The organism is Kribbella sp. NPDC058245 (assembly GCF_042882005.1).
In the GTDB taxonomy this organism is placed as follows: Bacteria; Actinomycetota; Actinomycetes; order Propionibacteriales; family Kribbellaceae; genus Kribbella.
In genome coordinates this window covers 19,609-39,767 of the sequence record NZ_JBHVWY010000011.1, presented here as the reverse complement: position 1 = coordinate 39,767, position 20,159 = coordinate 19,609, and the positions used below count along the sequence as shown (strand labels likewise).

Here is a 20,159-nt window from a genome sequence, read left to right as displayed (position 1 = left end):
TGCGGGAACGCGGTGAGCCTAGATCAGGGGCGGGGCATGGCCGCGGCGTCCTGGTGATCGACCATCGGGATCCCCTGGCTGCGGATCCGGGCCGAGCCCCAGCGACCGAGCGGTGCAAGGGCGGCGTTGAGCGCGCGGCCGTCGTCGGTGAGCGAATACTCCACCCGCGGCGGGACCTCGGCGTACACGGTCCGTAGCACCAGGCCGTCGTGCTCCATCTCGCGCAGGTGCTGGGTCAGCATCTTCTCGCTCACACCGGGGAGTCCGCGCCGCAGCTCGGCGAACCGGCGGATGCCGTGCGCGTCGAGCTCCCAGAGGATCAGGCCCTTCCACTTGCCGCTCACGACGTCGAGCGCCGCGTCGATACCGCAGATGTACGGGCCTTGCCGGGTCGACTTGGTCATCCGAACCCCACCCACCAAAAAGTAAGTACCGCAGAAAATAGTGCGTACTTCCAGAATCCTAAGCGTCAGCTGAGCATGGTGCCACCACCGAACAACCAAGGAGCCTCATGCCCCGCACTCCCGTCACGCTCATCGGCCTCGGCCCCATGGGACAGGCCATGGTCCGCTCGCTGCTCGCGGCCGGACACCCGGTGACCGTCTGGAACCGGACCGCTTCCCGTGCCGCCGGAGTCGTTGCCGACGGCGCCCTTCTCGCCTCGAGCCCGGAGAGCGCTCTCGAGGCGGGCGACCTCGTGATCCTCAGCCTCACCGACTACCAGGCGATGTACGACGTACTGGAACCTGCCGCCGGTTCGTTGGCCGGCCGCACCATCGTCAACCTCAGCTCCGATACTCCCGATCGCACGCGCTCGGCCGCGGACTGGGCGGCCAAGCACGGGGCGACGTTCCTGACCGGCGGAGTGATGATCCCCGCGCCGATGGTCGGGACCGATCAGGCGTACGTCTACTACAGCGGACCTCGTGCGGCCTTCGAGCAACACCGGGGAGCGCTCTCTCTGATCGGTGCGCCGCGGTATCTGGGCGCGGATCCAGGTCTGGCACAGCTGATGTACCAGGCTCAGCTCGACGTCTTCCTGACGACGCTTTCGTCGCTGATGCACGCAACGGCACTACTCGGTACGGCGGGACTGACCGCGGCCGAGGCTGTGCCGGAGCTACTCCAGTCGGTCAGCGGTATCCCGGAGATGCTGACCGCGGGTGCCGAGAACCTTGGCGCGGACATCGACGCCGGCAAGCATCCTGGAGACCTGAGCACGATCACCATGATGGGCGCGACCGCCGATCACATCGTCGGCGCGAGCGCGGCGGCCGGTATCGACCTCGCGCTTCCCCAGGCGGTGCAGGCGCACTACCTGCGTGCGATCGAGGATGGGCACGGCGGCGACAACTGGACCCGCATCATCGACGGAATCCGCGGTCCGCGCCGCTGACCCAGGCGGGCCGTCAGCACGAATGGCAGGTTCGTGCCACACCGCCCGATCATCTTGTTCAGCCAACCTAGAGTCAGGTGATGGACTCCGGTGAGCGGATCGCGACCGTCGTGGCCGCCACTGAGCGCGCGACGACGGCGGCCGAACAACTGATCAGCGCCCTCGAGGCCTAGAGAGGTTCACCCAGACCCTGGTGGCCTTCGCGCTCCAGGCCGCACGCCAAGGAGCACCATGACCAGCATCCTCACCTCCCTGCTGACCCGATCAGCCACTCGACGCCGCAACGCTCGGCGGCTGGCCGAGCAGTCGCCCGACGGCATCTACGAGGGCCGGTTCGTCACTGTAGGCGGTATCGAGCAGTGGCTGACCATCCGCGGCGAGGACCGCCGCAACCCGGTCCTGTTCTTCCTGCACGGCGGCCCCGGCTGCGGTCACACCATCTTCAACGCGCTCACTGTGCCGTGGGAGCGGCATTTCACTCTGGTCCAGTGGGACCAGCGCGGGTCGGGGAAGACCCGGGACCGCAGCGGCCCTTTGAGTGCGGGCGAGTGGACGCTGGAACAGCTGGAGAGCGATGCCATCGAGGTCGCCGAGTTTCTCCGATCCCACCTGGGCCACGACAAGGTCGTACTGGTGGCCAGCTCAGTCGGAAGTAGCTTCGGCCTGGCGATGGCGCGGCACCGCCCCGATCTGCTGCACGCCTACGTGGGGACCGACCAGAACACAGGCCCCGCCGCTACCCCACTGTCCTATCGGCTGACGCTGGAGAAGCTCCGTGCCGCCGGAAACACCAAGGGCGTCAAGGCCCTCGAGGCGATCGGCCCCGAGCGTGCTCATTGGACCGCGCGGCAGGCAACCACTCTGGACCGTTGGACGGTGAAGGCCGACACCGCGATCCCGAACATGCTGTCCGACGTCATCCTCCCGGCGATGATCGGTTCGTCGGAGCACACCCTGCGCGACCTCGGGAACATCATGAAGGGCATGGACGAGTCAGGAAGCCAATGGCGCGAAGCCTTCGCCCAGTACGACGCCTCTGCCGTCGGCACGGATTTCGCCGTACCGTTCTTCATCCTGCAAGGCGACAGCGACGCGGTGACACCGACGTCCGCGGCCAAGGACTACTTCGACGCGGTCACCGCGCCGCACAAGGAGTTCGCGCTGATCAAGCACTCGGGGCATCTCGCGATGTTCACCCGGCCGGAGCAGTTCCTCGACGAGCTCATCCGCCGCGTGCGACCGGTCGCCATGACAGAGGCGAGCGAGATGCCCTAGAGCGCGGTCGGCCAGGGGCGGTGATCGGAGAGAGCGCTATCTGCGTACTCGGCGAGGGCCAACGCAGTCATGTCCTGGTGATGCGGTACGGCGAGCTGGGCGCCGATGGGGAGACCGCTCGTGGACCAACCAGCGTTGACTGTGGTCGCCGGGTGGGCGGACATGTTGTAGGGAACGGTGAAGGCGATGTGCTCGAAGGGCTTGGCCGGGTCGTCGGTGGGATAGGCGAGCTCGGCCGGGAACGCGGTGATCGGTGCGACCGGCGACAGGATGACGTCGTACGACGTGAAGACCGTGGTGACCGCGGCGGCCATCGCACCCATTTGGCTGTAGCCGTTGAAGACGTCGGAGCCGGTCAGCTCACCTGCGGTGGAGACCCAGTCGCGGATCTGCGGGAGAACCTTTGCTCGGCGTTCTTCGGGGAGGGCGGCGATATCGGTCGCGGAGCGGATCCGCCAGAACCGGTCGAGGCCGTCGAGCATCTCGCGGGTGATGATCGGGGCGATCGGTTCGACGATCGCGCCGGCCTTCTCGAGGACGGCGGCGACTGCGGAGACGGCCGCGGCGACCTCGGGATCAACCGGGAGGCCCAGTCCGGCATCCAGCAGGAGAGCAACGCGGAGAGCGCTCCCTCGCGTTCTCGTCACGTTCTCGAAGGTTTCGGCGTACGTCGCGTTGTCCGGTGCCGGCGGGTACGACGTGTGGTCGCGGGGGTCGTAGCCCGACATGACCGACAAGGCCAGTGCTGCGTCGGCCGCAGTACGGGTGAGCGGGCCGATCGCCCTTCCTGGGTAGGGATTTCCGACCGCGATCCGGCCATGGGTTGGTTTGAGGCCAACGAGGCCGCACCATCCGGCCGGGAGACGGATCGAGCCGCCGATGTCGGTACCGATGTGGATCGGACCGTACCCCGCGGCCGCGGCGGCTGCGGCTCCGGCGCTTGAACCGCCAGCGGTCTTCGAGACGTCCCAGGGGTTGCGGGTCAGGTGGTGGAAGGTCGAGACACCGGACGAGAGCATCCCGTACTCCGGCATCGTCGTCTTGCTGAAGATGACCGCGCCGGCCTCGCGCAGGCGGGCAGCCGCGGGTGCGTCTTCGGCGGCGGGGATGAGTTCGGTAGCAGCGGTCCCTTGTGGGACTGGGGTTCCGCGGGTGGCGATGTTCTCTTTGACAGTGACCGGTACGCCGTCCAGTCGGCCGGCCGTGCCATCACGCCAGCGGGCCTCGGACTCGTGAGCCGCGGCGCGGGCGCCGGCCGGGTCGAGAGCGTAGGTCGCGCAGATGCGTGGTTCGAGTTCGTCGACCCGGGCGAGTACGTCTTCGATCACCTCGACGGGCGACAGAGAGCGCTCTCGGTAGCGGATCAGCAGCTCGGTCGCGGTCAGGTCGGCGAGACTCATAGACGCTCCTAGTTCGGGGGATCGAAGCGGCCGTCGACTGCGGTCCAGCCGCCGTCGACGGCGAGGACGCTGCCCGTGACGAAGCTGGCGGCATCGGAGGCCAGGTAGACGACGGCGCCGGCGAGTTCACTCGGCTGGGCCCACCGGGAGAGCGCTCCCTTCTGGGCATACGCGTCGTACCAGGCTGGGTTGGCCTTGATCTGCGCGGTGAGCGGTGTCTCGACGACGCCGGGCGCGATCGCGTTGGCGCGGACTCCGGACGGGCCGAGTTCGGCGGCGGCGGTGCGGAGCAGTTGGACGAGACCGGCCTTGGTGGCCGCGTACACGGACTGCCCGGGCTCGACCGTCGTACCGCGAATGGAGCTGAAGCCGATGATGCTGCCGCTCCCCCGCTCGGCCATCTGCTTGCCGAAGGCACGGATCAGCTGGAACGACGCCCGCAGGTTGAGGGAGACGACGCGGTCGAACTCCTCCATCGTGTAATCGAGAATCCGCTTCCGCACGTTGGTCGCGGCGGTGAACACCAGGACATCGACGGGATCGAGTTCGGCGACCGCTCGGGTGATCGCGTCGTCGTCAAGGACATCCAGCTGGTACGCCGAGATGTCCGGCGTACCGAGTTCGCCGGCGACGGTGAGGTCTCGGGTCGACGCAGTTGACTCGGCCGCGGTGAGATCGCGGTCGGCGCAGGTGACCTGGGCACCGTGGGCGGAGAGAGCTAGAGCGCTCTCTCGGCCGATGCCGCTGCCGGCGCCGATCACCAGGGCGTGCTTGCCGTCGAGGCGGAAGAGGTTCGCGTAGTCCGTCACAGCCGGTTCACCTCTCAGGGACGGGGGCGGATGATCGCCATGCGGGTGGTGGTCAGTTCCTCGATCGCGAAGCGTGGACCCTCGCGGCCGATGCCGGAGTCCTTGACGCCGCCGTACGGCATGACGTCGGAGCGGAAACCGGGTACCTCGTTGATCACCACTCCCCCGACCTCGAGCTGGTCGATCGCGGCGAAGGCCGTGTCGAGGGACGCGGTGAAGACACTGGCGTGCAGGCCGTAGCGCGACGCGTTCACGGTTGCGAAAGCGCTCTCCAGGTCGGGAACGGAACGCACGGCGATCACGGGACCGAAGATCTCCTCGTCCCAGGCCGGCTGACCGGACGGTACGTCGGTCAGCACGATCGGACCGAGGAGGTCACCCTCGGCGGCATACGCGATGGTGGCGCCTGCGTGGACAGCATCGTCGACCCAATCGCGGACCCGCGCGGTGGAGCGAGGGTCGATCAGCGCCGACACTCGGGTGGCGGGGTCACGCGGGTCGCCGACGACGACGGTGGGTAGGCAGGCGCCGAGTTTCTCCAGCAGGGGTTCGCGAATCGACTCGACGGCGAGTACGCGCTGGACGGAGATGCAGGCTTGGCCCGACGCGTAGTAGCCGCCGCGGATGATGGCGTCGGCGGCCGCGTCGAGGTCGGCGTCTTCGGCGACGACCAGGGCTGAGTTCGAACCGAGTTCGAGCAGGACCTTGGTCGGCGCGGCATCGCGGGCGATCTGGTGGCCGACAGCGGCCGAGCCGGTGAAGGAGACGGCGCCGATTCGGTCGTCGGTGGTGAGGGTTGCGCCAACGTCTGCTCCGCCGGTGAGCAACTGGAGAGCGCTCTCTGGTGCTCCCGCCTCAAGTAACGCGGAGCGCATGAGGTGCACGAGCCAGAGAGTTGCGAGCGGGGTCTGCGGAGCCGGCTTCACGATGATCGGACAGCCGGCGGCGAAAGCCGGAGCGATCTTGTGTGCGGCAAGAAGCAACGGATAGTTGAAGCCGGTGATGCCGACGACGACGCCGATCGGCCTGCGGGTCCAGAAGCCCAAGAGTCCTTCGCCGCTGGGGAGGAGGTCCAGCGGGACGGTCTCGCCGTGGAGGCGGGCGACCTCCTCAGCTGCGGTCTCCAGTGTGAGCAGGGTTCGATCGATCTCTACACGACAGTCAACGAGGGGTTTGCCGGTCTCGAGAACGAGGAGATCGACGAAGGCATCGCGCTCGGCGCGGACGGCGGAATGCGTTGCCTGTAAGACGTTTCGACGCAGGTACGACGGGAGGCGGCCGACTGTTTCGCGGACGGCGACCGCGTGGTCGAGGGCTTGGCGGGCCAGCTCCGTGGTGCCGACCGGTGCTTCGGCGATCGTGGAACCGTCGTACGGGAAGATCACCGGGGCGGTCGTGGGGGCCTCGATCCAGGATTCGCCGATCGGCAGGCCGGACGGGAACTTCACGCGGTCTCTCCCTTCGAGGGCTGATCGAGCAGGTCCGCCGTGGTCGCGCCGGAGAGCGCTCTTTCGAGGGTCGGGATCGCGGAGACCAGGCGTTGCGTGTACGGGTGCTGGGGATCGGCGTACACGTCGGTGGTGGGACCGGTCTCGACGATCTGGCCGGCGTGCATGACGGCGACACGGTCGCAGACGTGCTTGACCACGGAGAGGTCGTGGGAGACGAAGATCAGCGTGAGGTCGAGTTCGTCGACGAGGTCGGAGATGACGTTGAGGACCTGGGCGCGGACGGAAACGTCGAGAGCGCTCACCGGTTCATCGGCGATCAGGATGCGGGGGCGCGGAGCGAGCGCACGGGCGATGGAGATGCGCTGACGTTGGCCACCGGAGAACTGGTGGGGGTAGCGATCCCCCGCGTCCGCGGACAGACCGACCGCCTCCAGCAACTCGCGAACGCGCTCTCCCGAGGCGGGATGCCCTTGGACGACAAGCGGTTCGGCGATGATGTCGCGAACGCGCATGCGCGGGTCCAGGGAGCTCATCGGGTCCTGAAAGACGAGCTGAAGGTTCTCGCGGAGGAACCGCAACCGGCGTTCGGGAAGGGTGGTGATGTCGGTGCCTTCGACAACTACCTGGCCGGAGGTGGGGCGGTCGAGGGCGGCGATCAGGCGGAGCAGAGTCGACTTGCCGCAACCGGATTCGCCGACAATGCCGAATCGTTCGCCCTGCTTGACCTCCAGGCTCACGCCGCGGAGGGCGTGGACGACGGGAGCCGGCTTCACCAGCGAGGTGCGCGGCCGCGGGTAGTCGCGGACCACGTCGATCACCTGTACTGCGGGCGCGTCAGGCATCAGTGACTCCGGCGGGATGGTGGCAGGCATAGCCGGTGGTGGAGGTCCCGGACCACGCGGGTGTGGTCGCGCAGAGGTCGGTGGCATGAGCGCAGCGGTTGCGGAAGACGCAGCCAGACGGGAAATGACCGGCCGAGGGGACGGTGCCTGGGATGGTCGTGAGGCGGCGTCGCCCGGCACCCGTCTCGAGAGCGGCGACAGAGGTGGCCTCGAGATTGGAGGCGGCCAGGAGGCCTTGGGTGTAACGGTGACGCGGGTTGGTGAAGACTTCGTGGACGGGACCGGATTCGACGACCCGGCCGCCGTACATGACGAGGACTCGCTCGCAGACCGTGGCTACGACGGCGAGGTCGTGGGTGATGAAGAGCAGAGCGGACGAACGGTCCACGACACCTTGCACAATCAGGTCGAGGACGAGGGCCTGAACGGTGACGTCCAGGGCCGTCGTGGGTTCGTCGCAGATCAAGAGAGCGGGGTCGTTGGCCAAGGCGATGGCGAGTACAACGCGTTGGCGTTGGCCGCCGGAGAGTTGGTGCGGGTACGCGCGGAGGAGGTCGGCCGGGAGTTGCACGCGGTCGAGGAGGTCGGCGGCGGCTGCGCGAGCGGCGTACCGGGTCGGTTGGGTGTGGTGGATCAGCATGATCTCGGCGATCTGGTCGCCGATCCGCATGGTGGGGTTGAGCGCGGTCATCGGTTCCTGGAAGACCATGGTGAGATCGCGGCCGCGGATCCGAGATAGCGCTCTCTCGTCGGCGCCGATCAGATCATGGCCGATACCGCTCAGCCGGATCGAGCCGGAGGCGACCACGTCGTCCGGGAGGAGGCCGAGGATGCTGAGCGCGGTGAGCGACTTACCCGAGCCGGACTCGCCGATCAGCCCGACCCGCTCCCCCGGACCGACCGTCAGATCGACGTCGGAGACGAGACTGGTGTTGCCAACAGCAACGTTGAGCCCCTGGACATTGAGTACGTCGGCCGTCATCGCCGATCCTCCAACTTGGGATCGAAGCGGTCACGCAGACCGTCGCCGAGGAGATTGAACCCCAGTACGGCGATCGCAATCGCAACGCCGGGGAAGACCGCCAGCCGCGGAGCGCTGAACAAGAACTCCTGGCTTTCCTGCAGCATCCGACCCCAAGACGGCGTCGGCGGCGGAGTGCCGTAGCCGAGGAAAGAGAGCGCTGCCTCAGCGAGAACAGCGATCGCGAACGACACTGATGCCTGTACGGTCACCAGGCTGGTCACGTTCGGCAGGACATGCCGGAGAGCAATCGGGAACGGCTTTCGGCCGGCAGCCCGAGCGGCCAGCACGTACTCGGTTCGCATCACCTGCAGTGCACCACTCCGGATTACCCGCGCGAAGCTCGGCACTGAAGCGAGGCCGATGGCAACCATTGCGGTCAGCGTGCTCGCCCCGAAGACAGCACCGAACATGATCGCCAGCAACAGCGCCGGAAACGCCAGCAGCAAATCATTGGTCCGCATGATCAGCTCAGACGGCCACCGCGGAGTCATAGCGGCCAGCACACCAAGCGGTACGCCGATCACCGCTGCCACGCCCACCGCGACCACACCGACGAACAGCGTGGTCCGCGACCCCACCATGATCTGGCTGAGCACGTCCCGTCCGAACTTGTCCGTCCCGAACCAGTGCTCCCACGACGGCAGAGCCAACCGCACCGACGGGTTCACGAACGTTGCGTCGTACGGCGTCCAGACGAAGGACAGCAACGCCACAACGACGATCACACCGACAATCACGCCACCTGCGACCAGGCTCGGGTTCAGGCGCCTCATCGCGCCCCCGTCCGCAGTCGCGGGTCCAGAGCGACGTACAGGAGGTCGACCAGGAAGTTGACCAGCAGTACGGCGACGACCAGCACCATGACGACGTCCTGCACCAGAATGAGGTCCCGCTGCGACACCCCATCCAGCAGCAGGCTGCCGAGCCCGGGGATGACGAAAACGCGCTCCACGACCACAGCGCCGATCAGCAGCGTTGCGAGCTGCAGACCGAGCACAGTGACGACCGGTACGGCGGCGTTACGCAGACCGTGCCGCCACAACGCCGGAAACGGTCGCAGCCCCTTCGCACGCGCCGTACGGAGATAGTCCTCCCGCAACACGTCCAGCACCGCACTGCGCACGTACCGGGTCAGTACGGCGCCCTGCACCAGCCCGAGTGACAAGGCCGGCAGCACTAGCTGCCGCACGAACATCCCAGGGTCCTGAGCTGGCGGCGTCCATCCGTTCGCCGGAAGCCAGCCAAGCTTCACTGCGAACACCATGATCAGCAGGATGCCCGCCAGGAACGCCGGTACGGCGACGCCCACCTGTGAGAGCGCAGAGAGCGCTACCCCGGACAGCTGCCGGTGCCGCGCCGCCATCACGGTGCCAGCCGGTACGGCGAGCACCAGCGCGATCAGCATCCCCGCGAGCACCAGGAGCAGCGTCACCTGGAACCGGTCGAACACCTGCGGTCCGATCGCGGCCTTCGACACGTACGACGTACCGAGGTCGCCCCGGAGTAGTCCGCCGAGCCAATCGAAGTACTGCACCGGCAGCGACCGGTCGAGCCCGAACTGGCGCCGCAGCTCGGCCACTGCCTCATCTGACGCGTTCACGCCCAGTGCGACCCGGGCGGGGTCTCCGGGCAGTACTGCCATGAACCCGAAGACCAGCGCCGAGCTGACTCCAAGACTGACCAAGAGCACACCGGTGCGCTCGATCAGGCGAAGAATCACGGTGTCACGACCGGGCGAGACGGGACAGGTCGAAGTTCTCGGTGATCGCGTTCTGCTGCAGACCGGTCAGGTTCTTGTCCGCGACGATCAGGTTCGGCAGCAGGAACAGCCAGTCCCCCGCAGCCTGCTCAGAGAGCCGCCGGCCCGCCTTCTTCATGTTGTCGAGCTGCGCCGCCTCATCACCTGCGTCCGCCGCAGCGAGCAGCTGCTGCAGCTCCGGGTCGTTGTAGCGCGTGTAGTACGCCGGACTGAACACAGCACCGAGGTCACGCGGCTCAACGTGCGCAATGATCGACATGTCGTAGTCAGCGCTCTTGAAGACTGTGGTCAGCCACGCGGCCGGGAACTCCAGCTGGTCGATCTGCACCTTCAGCCCGACCTGCTCCAGCTGGCTCTTCACCACCTGACCGCACGAGGTCGCGTACGGCAGGGTGGGCAGCCGCAGCCGCAGTGTGGCGCCGGCCGCACCAGAGGCCTGCAGCAACGACTTCGCCTTCGCCACGTCGTACGGCGCGACTCCGGTGAGGTCCTCGTACCACGGGTCGGTCGGCGGGACCATGGAGCCGATCAGCTTGCCGCGCCCGGCGAAACACGTGTCCAGCAAGGCCTTGTGGTCGATCGCCTGCCGGATCGCCTGCCGCGTGCGGACGTCCTTGAAGACCGGCTTGGAGTTGTTGAACGACAGCAGCACCTCGCCGTTCGTCGTCCCCTCGATCACCTGGTACTTCGCGTTGCTGGTGAACTGGCTGAGCGCCTCCGGCGCCTGCACCGTGGTGATCACGTTGATCGTGCCGGTGAGCAGCGCGTTGTTCAGCGCGGTCGGGTCCTTGAAGTACTTCAGCGTGATCTGCTGGAAGTACGGCTTGGTCCCCCAGTAGGCGTCGTTGCGCTGCAGCACGATCGAGTCGCCGCGGTTCCACTTCGAGAACTTGTACGGCCCGGTGCCGATCGGCGCCGTGGCCAGCGCGCTCACACCGGTCTCGGAGAACATCGCCCCGATCCGGGTCGTCATCCGGAACAGCCAGCCGTTGCTCGGCTTGGTCAGCGTCACCTGCAGCTGGGTCGGCGACAACGCCTTCGCCCCGGCGACGACGTCCATCGCGCTCTTCAGCGAGGTCGTCCACGCCGACTTCACCCGGTTGATGCTGAAGACCGCATCGGCCGCGGTGAACGGCTTGTCGTTGGTGAACTTCGCGTTGTCGACCAGGTCGAACGTGTAGGTCTTGCGGTCCGGCGACACCGTCCACGACTTCGCCAGCGAGGGCACGATCTTGCCCGAGTCGTCCTGCTTCACCAGGCTCTCGTAGACGTTCCCGAGCAGCACCTGCGGGATCGCCGCACCGTCGGTCGTGGTGAAGTCGAGGCTGGCCGGCTCCGCGACCAGGCCGAGTGACAGCGACTGATCACCACCGGTCGTCGCGCCACCGCCCGACGTACTCGAACCGGCCGAACAGGCGGTGAGGGCCAGTAGTGCGGCGGAGGCGACGAACGCGACCGCTCGAGTGGTGTACGACTTCACGCGAACTCCTCCAGATCACCGGACTCTCGCCGCATTCTGCCGACCCGGTCCGCTCCGGCCGGACCCGGGCACGCAGTACGGCGGGCTTCGCCGTCCAGCTGTGACTGGTCTGACCAGTGGACTAGGTGTCAGTCGGCCACTAGGTTTGTCGCTACCGAGTGGTCTGTCAAGGCGAAATGGGGATGACTGCATGGCTGAGGGACCGCGGTTTCAGCCGGTCCAGCCCGTGCGCGCCTATCAGCGGATCGTCGAGCAGGTCGAGGACGCGCTGGCCAAGGGCGAGCTCGCGCCCGGTCAGCGGCTGCCGAGTGAGCGGGAGCTGGTCAGCCAGTTCGCGGTCAGCCGGTCCACGGTTCGCGAGGCGCTCCGGGTGCTGGAGAGCAACGGCGTCGTCCGGTCGCGGCCCGGTGATCCGAACGGTCCGGAGATCCTGCCGTTCTCGTCGATCGCGTTGCGCAAGCAGATGGTCCGGCTGGCGCGGGTCGACGAGCTGACCTTGGCCGAGCTGATCGGGTTCCGGATGATCATGGACGGCGCGGCGATCCAGGTCGCGTCGCAGCTGCGGACGCCGGACCAGCTCGCCGAGCTCGAGGACACGCTGGTCGCGATGCGGACCGCGATCGATGTCGACTTCACCGCGTTCAGCGAGGCCGATCTGACCTTCCACGACGTGGTCGCCCGGATCGCGCGCAATTCGCTGATCCAGACCTGCAACGAGGTCGTGCGCGGCGTCGTACTGAGCCTGATCTCGGACAAGATCGCGCACGCGCCGAACAGCCGTGCGCTGATGCTAGAGTCACTGCAGCACCACTCGGAGGTCGTCGACGCGATTCGCTCCGGCGACGGACACGCCGCCGCAAGGGTCGCCCGTCAGAACATGTATGACTACTACGCAGGTTATGTGCCCGAAGGCGAACGCGATGCGCTCCGGGCACTCACCGACTAGGGCGTGTCTCTTGAGTCCGCGCCGTAGCGAGCATGTGCCCGGTGCGGTGCATCGGCGTGCTGGAGGGGAGGCCTCGATGCTTTTCCATCGTGGTCTTTCCTCCAGTGCGGCGAGGTGCCGTGCCGGGTGCAGCGCAGTAGGCGGGGAGTTGAGAGACACGCCCTAACTAGTTGTCGTGCTCGAGGATTCGGACTCTCGGTACCTTCAGCAGTTTACGGGCCTTGGCAGCCCAATCGGAGCACAGGAAGCTGGCTGCGGTCTCCGGCCAGGCGACCACCACAACCTCCTGGCCACCGCTGCGCATGACCAGCGACTTCAGTGCGAGCAGCACCTCGCCGTGCGTGATCGAGACCTGCACCGGATAGCGACTTGCCGCGCGCAGGAGGCGCGCACTGTGTTCGATGACGGAGGCCATGTCGAGGTCTGGATCAGCGAGTGTCGCGGTCGCCGTTCCGGACGGGGCGCTTCCCGGTGGGCCACTCAGACCGGCCACATCGGCGAACGTCGTTCCCAGTAAGGCCATCGGACCACCGAATCCGCGCTCCGGATGACTGGAGACCAGTAGGTGGTAGTTGATGGCTTCTTCGTGCCTTGCGTGCAGGGCGGCAACGCGGCGCGCGTCGCCCTCACTCATCTCCCGCTCGATGAGCACCACCACGTCGTAGGTCATGCGTGGCTCCCTTCGCAGTCACTTTCCGTTGTACTCCTGCTGCCGACCAGGCCATAGCACCTGACGCGGCACCGTCACGGAATTGTCAAACAGTTCTCAGGGTCCTCACAGATTCACCGGGGCATGCGCCCGGCTGTCCGGCGCCAGGGCGCTCAGCAGGTACGACGCGTCCACCAGCGAGAGCGTGGTTGCGTCGAGCAGGCGTGGGTGCAGCGCGTAGACCTGCGTGCCGGCGCGTGGTGTGAGGTCTCCGTTGAGAACCCCAACGAAATCGGCTCTGGACGCCGCGTCCTCGTCCCACACGCGGTCTGGCTCCAGCCTGGCGGTCAGCCGCCGCGCAAACGTAGCCACGTCCTCAGCCGGGTCGCGCAGGTAGCCGACCACCGATCCGTCATCACACCGTACGGCGATCTCGTCGGCGCGCGCAGCAGCGTGCCAGCAGCAGATCTCCCACAGGCTGACGCGATCGCCGGAGCCGTATACGTCCTCCAGCGCAGCGCACATCAACGCCAGCTGACCGCCGTACCGCGCGATGTCATGGCCGTAGCCGGCATCGGTGAGGTTCACGTCGTACCAGCGGAGCTCTTTGGTGTGCAGGTCGACGCCGAACGGCATCAGGATCTTGGCCGGACCACTCAGATCGAAGCGCTCCTCGACGGCGGCCGGATCGAACAGTGCGGTCGGCTGCCGCATCACTCCGACGAACCCGCGCTCGAGCTGGTCGAACGGGACGTTGTTGTAGCTGAACACGACCGGCAGCACATACCGCCCGCCTGCCCGACGGAGCTGACGCAGGTCGAGATCCACGAACTCCGTCGAGCCGTCGGGACCCGGTGCGGACGTCAGGTCACCTGAGTGCACGGCCGCTTCCTGATCCAGGCGCAGCTCCGTGTAGTCGCACAGGCCGACGAAGTCCCACTCCTCGCCGAACACCGCGACCGAAAGGTCCAGATCGACCCGCTTCCCGGCTGGCTCGACCCAGTGCAGGAACAACCGCAGCGAGTCCGCCGGTGGGATCTGTACGGCGCTCCCTCGGGTCATCCGGCGCAGTGACGCGGACGATCCGCGCTCCGAGCCCGGTGCGGCCAGCCGGGCGAGCTCCTCGTCCAGGAACGCCCGCCGCCATCGCGGCAGATCAGTGGCCCGCCGCAACATCTCTCCAACCAGTACGCCGGACAGCGCGGCCGCGAGCTGGGATGGCAGCGGCTCCCGGTGGTCGACCGTGGTCCAGACGCGAGTGGTGCCACCACGCGGGAAGAACAACCGCAGGTCGCCGGGCGGCGTGCGCACCTGTCCAAGCGCGGCAGTGACCACGGCCGGTGACACGTCTGAGACCGCAGTGCCCACGGCACCCACCAGATCGCCGTGCTGATCAGCCGGTAGCTCACGGGCGAGCTGCACCAGCCGTCTGAGCAGCTCCCCCGGCCGCTGCCGCAGCAGGTCGAGCGCCATTCCCGGACGGCCGTCCACGAACGCACCCTCAACACGGGAGGCGAAGGTGCGCATGACCAGCCGCCCCTCCTCCACCCGCACGAACGGATGCCGTGCTGCCTCGCTCAACACCGCTCGACCAGCTGCCGACTGCGTGTCTAGATCGGTCCGCCGCAGTATGGCGAACGCGAGCGCCGCGCGCGGATGCCGAGTCGCGAACTCGAAGGGGTGCAGCACTTCGCCCATCCGCTTCCAGGCGCGCTCGTGCCGCAGCATGTCCTCGATCAGCGTCTCGGCCGGTAGCCGGTCCAAGCGGCCGAGAACCAGTCGCCGGGTAGCGCGAGACAGCGACGTACGCCGTACTGGTGGTGTTCGTAGACCGGGGTCGGCGTCCATCAATGCGTAGAGAAGTCGCAGTACGTCGGTCGCCGTGGTGGCTCGGTCGATCACGTCTGGCTCGTCGGCCAGGAAGTGTGCGAGCACCACGGCTCGGACCTCGCGGACCGGGATGTCATCGGGCAGCCAGGACAAGTCCGCGAGCGGGAGCAGCACCTGCAGGTCGGCACGGTCCACGGCGGCCGGCGGAGTACGCCGTACCAGGAGAGACTCGACTGTGGTGCGGACAGCGTCCGGACCGGCCAGCGACAGCAGACGGAGCCGGTCAGAACGGACCTGGCCCGGCTGGACCTCGTCGAACGACGGCTCCAGGAAAGGATCGCTCGGGTCGATCCTGCGCAGACACAGCGGGCAGGCGCTGAGGTCTGCACCGTCCCAGCAGCTCCGGCAGACCAAATGAGCGCACGGCGAGACCGGGTGCACGGACGTGGTGTCGCCACACAGCACACAGGGCTGCTGGGGCTCTTGGAGCAGCCGGGCGAAGACGCGGTTGATGTAGAACGTCTCGGTGTCGGCCGGAACGGTGTCTGGGAAGCCACGGAACAGTGGCACGTGCTCGGTGTCGTTGCCGGACTCTGCGTCCAGCAGATCGAGCAGTGTGTTGCCCAGACCGACCAGGGCAGGCGCGGACAGGCCGGAGCAGTGGCGGTAGAGGCCGACCGATAGCAGGAACCCACGCTGGATGAGGTCGGCCTGCAACGCGGACATGCCGGCCTGGATGGTCAGCGGGCGCCGCACCCACTGCCACGCCGAACGGCGCACCGGCGGTGTCAGTGCTGTCGCGTCGACCAGCCGTCGGCGCCGCAACAGAACGGCCGCAGCCTCCTGCATCGCGTCCTCCCCACAAGACGTCAGAGATGAGGGCGCCAGAGGCGGAGAGCGGACGCGCTACTTGCCTGGTGAAGGAGAAGGAAGCACGTCCAGGAGCCGCCCCTGGCAAGAAGAACGCTACCGGGCGCCGGGGACAGTTTCCGAAGGCCGTCGAGACCCGGATGCCCGGACAAAGAGAAGTCCGATGCCAGGGTCGGGGCCGCCCCGCCCAGACCCCAGCATCGGAACATCTACAGAATAGAACCTTTGATCAAACCCGACGCCACCGGGTAGCCGTTTTGAGATCAAGATGGCACTGATGCGCCGCAAGCGAACCCTTGAACCACCCCTGATTCGTGCGGGGAAACCCTTCTGATCACGCTTGGAAGGTGTGGGACTACGGATAGTGGTGAAGCTATGACTATGGCGGCTGGGGTGGTCAAGCGTGCGCGCTGGCGGGATGTCTTCGGACATGCCGAGTTCCGCGCATTGTTCCTGGCCGGCGTCCTGTCCGTCGCCGGTGACCAGCTCGCGCGTGTGGCGTTGTCGGTGCTGGTCTTCGACCGGACGGAGTCGGCCGGGCTGACCGCACTGACCTATGCGCTGACCTACGTCCCCGATCTGCTGTTCGGTCCGCTGCTGGCGGGCTTCGCGGACCGTTTCCCGCGCCGGGCGGTGATGATCGTCGCCGATCTGGCGAGGGCGATTCTCGTTGCCGCCATGGCGATTGAGGCGCTTCCACTGCTGGTGGTCATCCTGCTACTGCTCGGACTGCAGGCTTTTGGCTCGCCGTTCAACGCAGCGCGGGCAGCCACACTCCCCGCCGTACTGCCTGGGGATCACTACGTGCTCGGCAAGGCTGCCAACGACATGGTCGTGCAGTTCAGCCAGGTGATCGGCTTCGGTGCCGGTGGCGCGATCGTGGTGGCTGTCGGCACGTCCGGCGGTCTCCTGCTCGACTCTGCGACCTTTCTGCTGTCCGCGGGACTCATCACGCTCGGTGTGCGCCGCCGGCCAACTCCGACAAGTGGCACTGATGCGCCATCTCGCAGCTACTTCAAAGACCTGTCCGCAGGTCTCTCACTGGTCGCCCGTACGCCGAAGCTACGGACACTCGTCATCCTCGCCACCATCGCCGGTTTCTACGTGACTGTGGAGGGCCTCGCGGTCCCCTACGCCCACGAGATCGGTGAGGGACCGACCGCGGCAGGGCTCCTGCTGGCTGCCAGTCCGGCCGGGGCGGTCGCCGGGATGTGGCTGATCACCCTCTGTCCGCCAGAACGTCGCATGCAGTTGCTGGGTCCGCTGGCGGCTCTCGCATGCGTCCCGTTGGTGCTGTGCTTCCTCACACCGGGTCTGGTGCCGACTGTGACGCTGTGGGCGGTCTCAGGGCTGGCATCTGCCTATCACTTGCCGACCAGTGCGGCCTTCGTACAGGCCGTGCCGGACTCACAGCGCGGTCAAGCGTTCGGAGTCGCCAGTACCGCGCTCCGGGGCAGCCAAGGTCTGGGCATCCTGCTGGCCGGTCTGATCGCTCAAGGCTCGTCGCCGTCGTTCGCCCTGGGGGTGATGGGCACCGTCGGGCTGGGTGCCGCCGGGGTGGCGGGCGCCGCCTGGTCGCGTGCCCGCCGCCCCGGACCCGAAGCCGCCGGAACAGGCCTCGCGTGATTTCTCGCACAACCTGCTGACAAGACTGCCGGAGATTCAGCGAATTACCTCCGGAAAGCCCTCCGTAAAGTGTCGGTAAAGAAATTCCCGGGAGATTTCGTGGATCACCACTCGTTACCGTCGGTGAACCACTCGTTGCCGCCTCCGGACGGCCGGTTCAGCCACTCGTTCCCGGCGCCGTGGAACCACTCGTTCCCGCCGTGCAGCCACTCGTTCCCGCCGCCTGTCGAGCGCTTGTTCGAGCCGTGGAACCACTCGTTACCGGTGCTGTTCTCGGACATGGTGGGGATCCTTCCTTCGCCATCCGCCAGATGGAATGTCGCGCGGTCCGGGATGACCTCGCGTGAACAGGCAGTTACTATTCAGGAATAACCGCTCAGGTCTATCCGTGTGAGGCCACCATGATTCTGATCGGTCGGAGCAAGTGGGTGCCACCCCGCCAATGGAAGCTCTGGTCGTTGCCACGCCCGGCGCTGAGCTATGTGCTGGGTGTCGACGCTGTTGCCGTCACGATCACCGCCTTGGCTCTGGCCTCGACGTTCTCCGGCGCCCGAGCCGGCGTCAGGCCCTCCGAGTGGGCCGCGTTCGCCGTGCTCGCGGCCGCCTCGGTCCTTCATCTGGAGTCTGCCCGCGGAATCGAGCGGCGACGCGAGATGGCAGCTAACAGTTCGCCCTACACGAACCTGAAGAGCCTCTGGGTGTTCGCCGGCCTCCTGCTCCTGCCGCTGAGCCTGGTGATCGCGCTGATCGTCGTCTCGTACGGCTACTCCTGGATCCGCGTCTACGGCCGGACCATCGCGCACCGCAAGGTCTTCTCCGCCAGCACGTTCACCCTGGCAAGTGCCGCGGCCGCCGCCGTACTGCGAGGGGGCGGGCTGATCGCTGAGCCGCGGGTGCCAACCGGTCCGTTCACCCTGCTGGTCGTGCTGGGCGCAGCGACCACGTGGTGGCTGGTGAACTTCGCACTCGTGATCGGCGCGATTCTGCTGTCCTCCCCCGATGCCACCGCACGGAGCGCGCTGGGTGACCTCTCCGATCAGCTGGTGGTGGTCGCGGGTCTGGGTCTCGGTGTGGCGGTCGGTGGCCTCCAGGCGTCGTACCCGTGGGTGGTGCCGATCCTGATGGTTACGGTGCTGACTCTGCATCGCGATCTGCTGCTACCGCAGTTCCAGCGCGCAGCTGGGACGGACGTGAAGACCGGACTGGCCACACCGGCGTACTGGGCGAACGCCGTACCGGTGGAGCTTGCGCGGGCGGAGACTCTGCGCAGCACTGTCGGTCTGTTGATGCTGGACCTGGACAAGTTCAAGGAGATCAACGACACCTACGGTCACCCCGCTGGCGACCAAGCGCTGAAGGCTGTTGGTCAGAGCGTCCGTGCTGAGGTCAGGCAGGGCGATCTGGTCGCACGCGTCGGCGGTGACGAGCTGGCGGTCCTCTTGCCGGGTGCTTCAGAGACCGAGGTGCTGGAGGTCGCTGAGCGGATTCGCGACCGCCTGAGCGCACTGACAGTGTCTGTCGATACGGCGGCTGAGGAGACCGCGGTGATCAGCGGCGTACCGGCGTCTATCGGAGCTGCGGTGTATCCGGACGTGGCGACCACCATGGATCAGCTGGTGCTTGCCGCCGACAACGCTCTGCTCAGCGCCAAGCGAGACGGCCGGAACCGCATCGTCGCGGCCCGGCCTACTCCCCCTGCTGTGACTGACCACGCCGACCAGCCGGTCGACTAGCGGACTCTTATCAGAGCCTTACCGAGTAGCTTGCGCTGCTCGAGAGCCGTATGCGCGTCGGCAACGTGGTCCAGGTCGAAGACACGGTCGACGACCGGGACCAGCTCACCGGCCGCCGCGCGTTGCAGCACGTGCGCATCGGTCACCGGCGTCTCGACGAGATCGAGGCGGAGGTCCGCGATCCCCTTCACCGTGATCGCGCGGCGCTCCGCCTCGGCTGGGTCGTAGGCGGCGAAGCCACCGCTCGGCGCACCGTGCGCGGAGAACCAGCCGCCGTCCTTGACCACCTCGAACGCTGTCGCGCCCAGCTCGCCGCCAGCACCTTCGAAGACGACATCTGCGCCACGGTTGCCGGTTGCTTCGAGCACAGCCTTCTCCCAGCCCGGCTGCGAGTAGTCGATGACCACATCTGCGCCCTGTGCCTTGCTGAGGTCGAGTTTGGCCTGTCCACGCGCCGCAGCGATGACATGTGCGCCAGCACGGTGGGCCAGCTGGATCAGCAGCAGTCCCATGCCACCTGCCGACGCAGTGATCAGTACGTCCTTGTCTCGCAGGTCCGGGGCCAGTTGCTCAAGCAGTAGTGCCGTGAAGCCGTCGCCGGTCACTGCGACGACGGTCTCCAAGTTGAGACCGGCAGGTACCTCAGTCAGTGTGTCGGCGGCCGCGAGTACCAGCTCCGCGTGCGCGCCGAAGTCCACACCGCGTCCGACGACTGTCTTGCCGATCCACGTCTCCGGTACGTCGGGTCCGGTCGCCCGCACCCGGCCACCGAACCGGCCACCCGGCACGTACGGCGGTTGGACGTCGAAGAACCCGCCATGCTGGCCGCGGCGGATCGCGGTCTCGACGAAGATCACGTCGGCCACCTCGACCTCGACCAGCACCTGTCCCGCGGCCGGAATCGGGTCGGCCACGTCCTGGATCCGGATCACCGAGGGCTCACCGAACTCGGTCACCACTGCTGCACGCATTCCTGCTCCTTCGTCGTCTGGTGCTCCCCAGGCTCGTCCCTGAACCATGGTTGAGGTCAACCCGATCCGAGTTGTCCACAGGCCGGGACCGGCGACGA

General features: G+C 67.2%; 18 protein-coding genes. 5 read left to right on the top strand and 13 right to left on the bottom strand.

The features are described from left to right. Nucleotides 1–23 precede the first annotated feature (23 nt). Nucleotides 24–404, bottom strand: a complete 381-nt coding sequence (locus ACFVWG_RS24745) for a winged helix-turn-helix transcriptional regulator (RefSeq protein WP_391545763.1) — start codon at nt 402–404, stop codon at nt 24–26. Nucleotides 405–511: 107 nt separating this feature from the next. Between ACFVWG_RS24745 and ACFVWG_RS24740 the strand changes: the two genes are divergently transcribed. Together ACFVWG_RS24740 and ACFVWG_RS24735 are read left to right on the top strand one after the other, a co-directional pair. Continuing rightward, nucleotides 512–1,396 (top strand): NAD(P)-dependent oxidoreductase, encoded by an 885-nt coding sequence (locus ACFVWG_RS24740; RefSeq protein ID WP_391545762.1) that lies wholly within the window; start codon nt 512–514, stop codon nt 1,394–1,396. A gap of 231 nt (nt 1,397–1,627) precedes the next feature. After that, a complete protein-coding gene (locus tag ACFVWG_RS24735) occupies nt 1,628–2,671 on the top strand; it encodes an alpha/beta fold hydrolase (protein ID WP_391545761.1) in 1,044 nt (347 codons plus the stop codon). Here the strand turns inward: ACFVWG_RS24735 and ACFVWG_RS24730 are convergent. The 8 genes from ACFVWG_RS24730 to ACFVWG_RS24695 are packed head-to-tail and all read right to left on the bottom strand — an operon-like array spanning nt 2,668 to nt 11,436. Further along, on the bottom strand, nt 2,668–4,071 hold the full coding sequence (locus ACFVWG_RS24730; protein ID WP_391545760.1) for an amidase: 1,404 nt from the start codon (nt 4,069–4,071) through the stop codon (nt 2,668–2,670). The two genes, ACFVWG_RS24735 and ACFVWG_RS24730, sit on opposite strands and share 4 nt — an antisense overlap. An 8-nt stretch (nt 4,072–4,079) precedes the next feature. After that, on the bottom strand, nt 4,080–4,880 hold the full coding sequence (locus ACFVWG_RS24725) for an SDR family NAD(P)-dependent oxidoreductase (RefSeq protein ID WP_391545759.1): 801 nt from the start codon (nt 4,878–4,880) through the stop codon (nt 4,080–4,082). A 14-nt stretch (nt 4,881–4,894) separates the two neighbouring features. Next, nucleotides 4,895–6,328 (bottom strand): aldehyde dehydrogenase family protein, encoded by a 1,434-nt coding sequence (locus ACFVWG_RS24720; RefSeq protein WP_391545758.1) that lies wholly within the window; start codon nt 6,326–6,328, stop codon nt 4,895–4,897. Beyond that, on the bottom strand, nt 6,325–7,173 hold the full coding sequence (locus ACFVWG_RS24715) for an ATP-binding cassette domain-containing protein (RefSeq protein WP_391545757.1): 849 nt from the start codon (nt 7,171–7,173) through the stop codon (nt 6,325–6,327). Before ACFVWG_RS24715 ends, ACFVWG_RS24720 begins: the two co-directional genes overlap by 4 nt. Next, nucleotides 7,166–8,155 carry an ABC transporter ATP-binding protein gene (locus tag ACFVWG_RS24710; RefSeq protein WP_391545756.1) on the bottom strand — a complete coding sequence of 330 codons (990 nt, stop codon included), beginning with the start codon at nt 8,153–8,155 and terminating at the stop codon, nt 7,166–7,168. The genes ACFVWG_RS24715 and ACFVWG_RS24710 overlap by 8 nt, the downstream gene beginning before the upstream one ends. Beyond that, on the bottom strand, nt 8,152–8,970 hold the full coding sequence (locus tag ACFVWG_RS24705) for an ABC transporter permease (RefSeq protein WP_391545755.1): 819 nt from the start codon (nt 8,968–8,970) through the stop codon (nt 8,152–8,154). The genes ACFVWG_RS24710 and ACFVWG_RS24705 overlap by 4 nt, the downstream gene beginning before the upstream one ends. Continuing rightward, nucleotides 8,967–9,917, bottom strand: a complete 951-nt coding sequence (locus tag ACFVWG_RS24700) for an ABC transporter permease (RefSeq protein ID WP_391545754.1) — start codon at nt 9,915–9,917, stop codon at nt 8,967–8,969. The genes ACFVWG_RS24705 and ACFVWG_RS24700 overlap by 4 nt, the downstream gene beginning before the upstream one ends. Nucleotides 9,918–9,921: 4 nt before the next feature. After that, nucleotides 9,922–11,436 (bottom strand): ABC transporter substrate-binding protein, encoded by a 1,515-nt coding sequence (locus tag ACFVWG_RS24695; protein WP_391545753.1) that lies wholly within the window; start codon nt 11,434–11,436, stop codon nt 9,922–9,924. A gap of 190 nt (nt 11,437–11,626) precedes the next feature. Between ACFVWG_RS24695 and ACFVWG_RS24690 the strand changes: the two genes are divergently transcribed. Continuing rightward, on the top strand, nt 11,627–12,382 hold the full coding sequence (locus ACFVWG_RS24690; RefSeq protein WP_391545752.1) for a FadR/GntR family transcriptional regulator: 756 nt from the start codon (nt 11,627–11,629) through the stop codon (nt 12,380–12,382). A gap of 166 nt (nt 12,383–12,548) precedes the next feature. Here ACFVWG_RS24690 and ACFVWG_RS24685 read toward each other — a convergent pair whose 3' ends face one another. Then, entirely contained in the window at nt 12,549–13,052 is a 504-nt protein-coding gene (locus ACFVWG_RS24685; protein ID WP_391545751.1) for a hypothetical protein, read from the bottom strand. 105 nt (nt 13,053–13,157) lie between these two features. After that, nucleotides 13,158–15,710, bottom strand: coding sequence for an MXAN_6230/SCO0854 family RING domain-containing protein (locus tag ACFVWG_RS24680; RefSeq protein ID WP_391545750.1), 2,553 nt, complete (start codon nt 15,708–15,710; stop codon nt 13,158–13,160). Between the two features lie 396 nt (nt 15,711–16,106). Here ACFVWG_RS24680 and ACFVWG_RS24675 point away from each other — a divergent pair, with 396 nt between their 5' ends. Further along, on the top strand, nt 16,107–17,357 hold the full coding sequence (locus tag ACFVWG_RS24675; protein WP_391545749.1) for an MFS transporter: 1,251 nt from the start codon (nt 16,107–16,109) through the stop codon (nt 17,355–17,357). A 104-nt stretch (nt 17,358–17,461) separates the two neighbouring features. Here ACFVWG_RS24675 and ACFVWG_RS24670 read toward each other — a convergent pair whose 3' ends face one another. Continuing rightward, on the bottom strand, nt 17,462–17,638 hold the full coding sequence (locus ACFVWG_RS24670) for a hypothetical protein (RefSeq protein ID WP_391545748.1): 177 nt from the start codon (nt 17,636–17,638) through the stop codon (nt 17,462–17,464). Between the two features lie 120 nt (nt 17,639–17,758). On the opposite strand from ACFVWG_RS24670, the gene ACFVWG_RS24665 reads away from it, so the two are divergent. Then, nucleotides 17,759–19,090 carry a diguanylate cyclase gene (locus tag ACFVWG_RS24665; protein WP_391545747.1) on the top strand — a complete coding sequence of 444 codons (1,332 nt, stop codon included), beginning with the start codon at nt 17,759–17,761 and terminating at the stop codon, nt 19,088–19,090. Here the strand turns inward: ACFVWG_RS24665 and ACFVWG_RS24660 are convergent. Then, nucleotides 19,087–20,061, bottom strand: coding sequence for a zinc-binding dehydrogenase (locus ACFVWG_RS24660; protein ID WP_391545746.1), 975 nt, complete (start codon nt 20,059–20,061; stop codon nt 19,087–19,089). The genes ACFVWG_RS24665 and ACFVWG_RS24660 overlap by 4 nt on opposite strands. Nucleotides 20,062–20,159 lie beyond the last annotated feature (98 nt).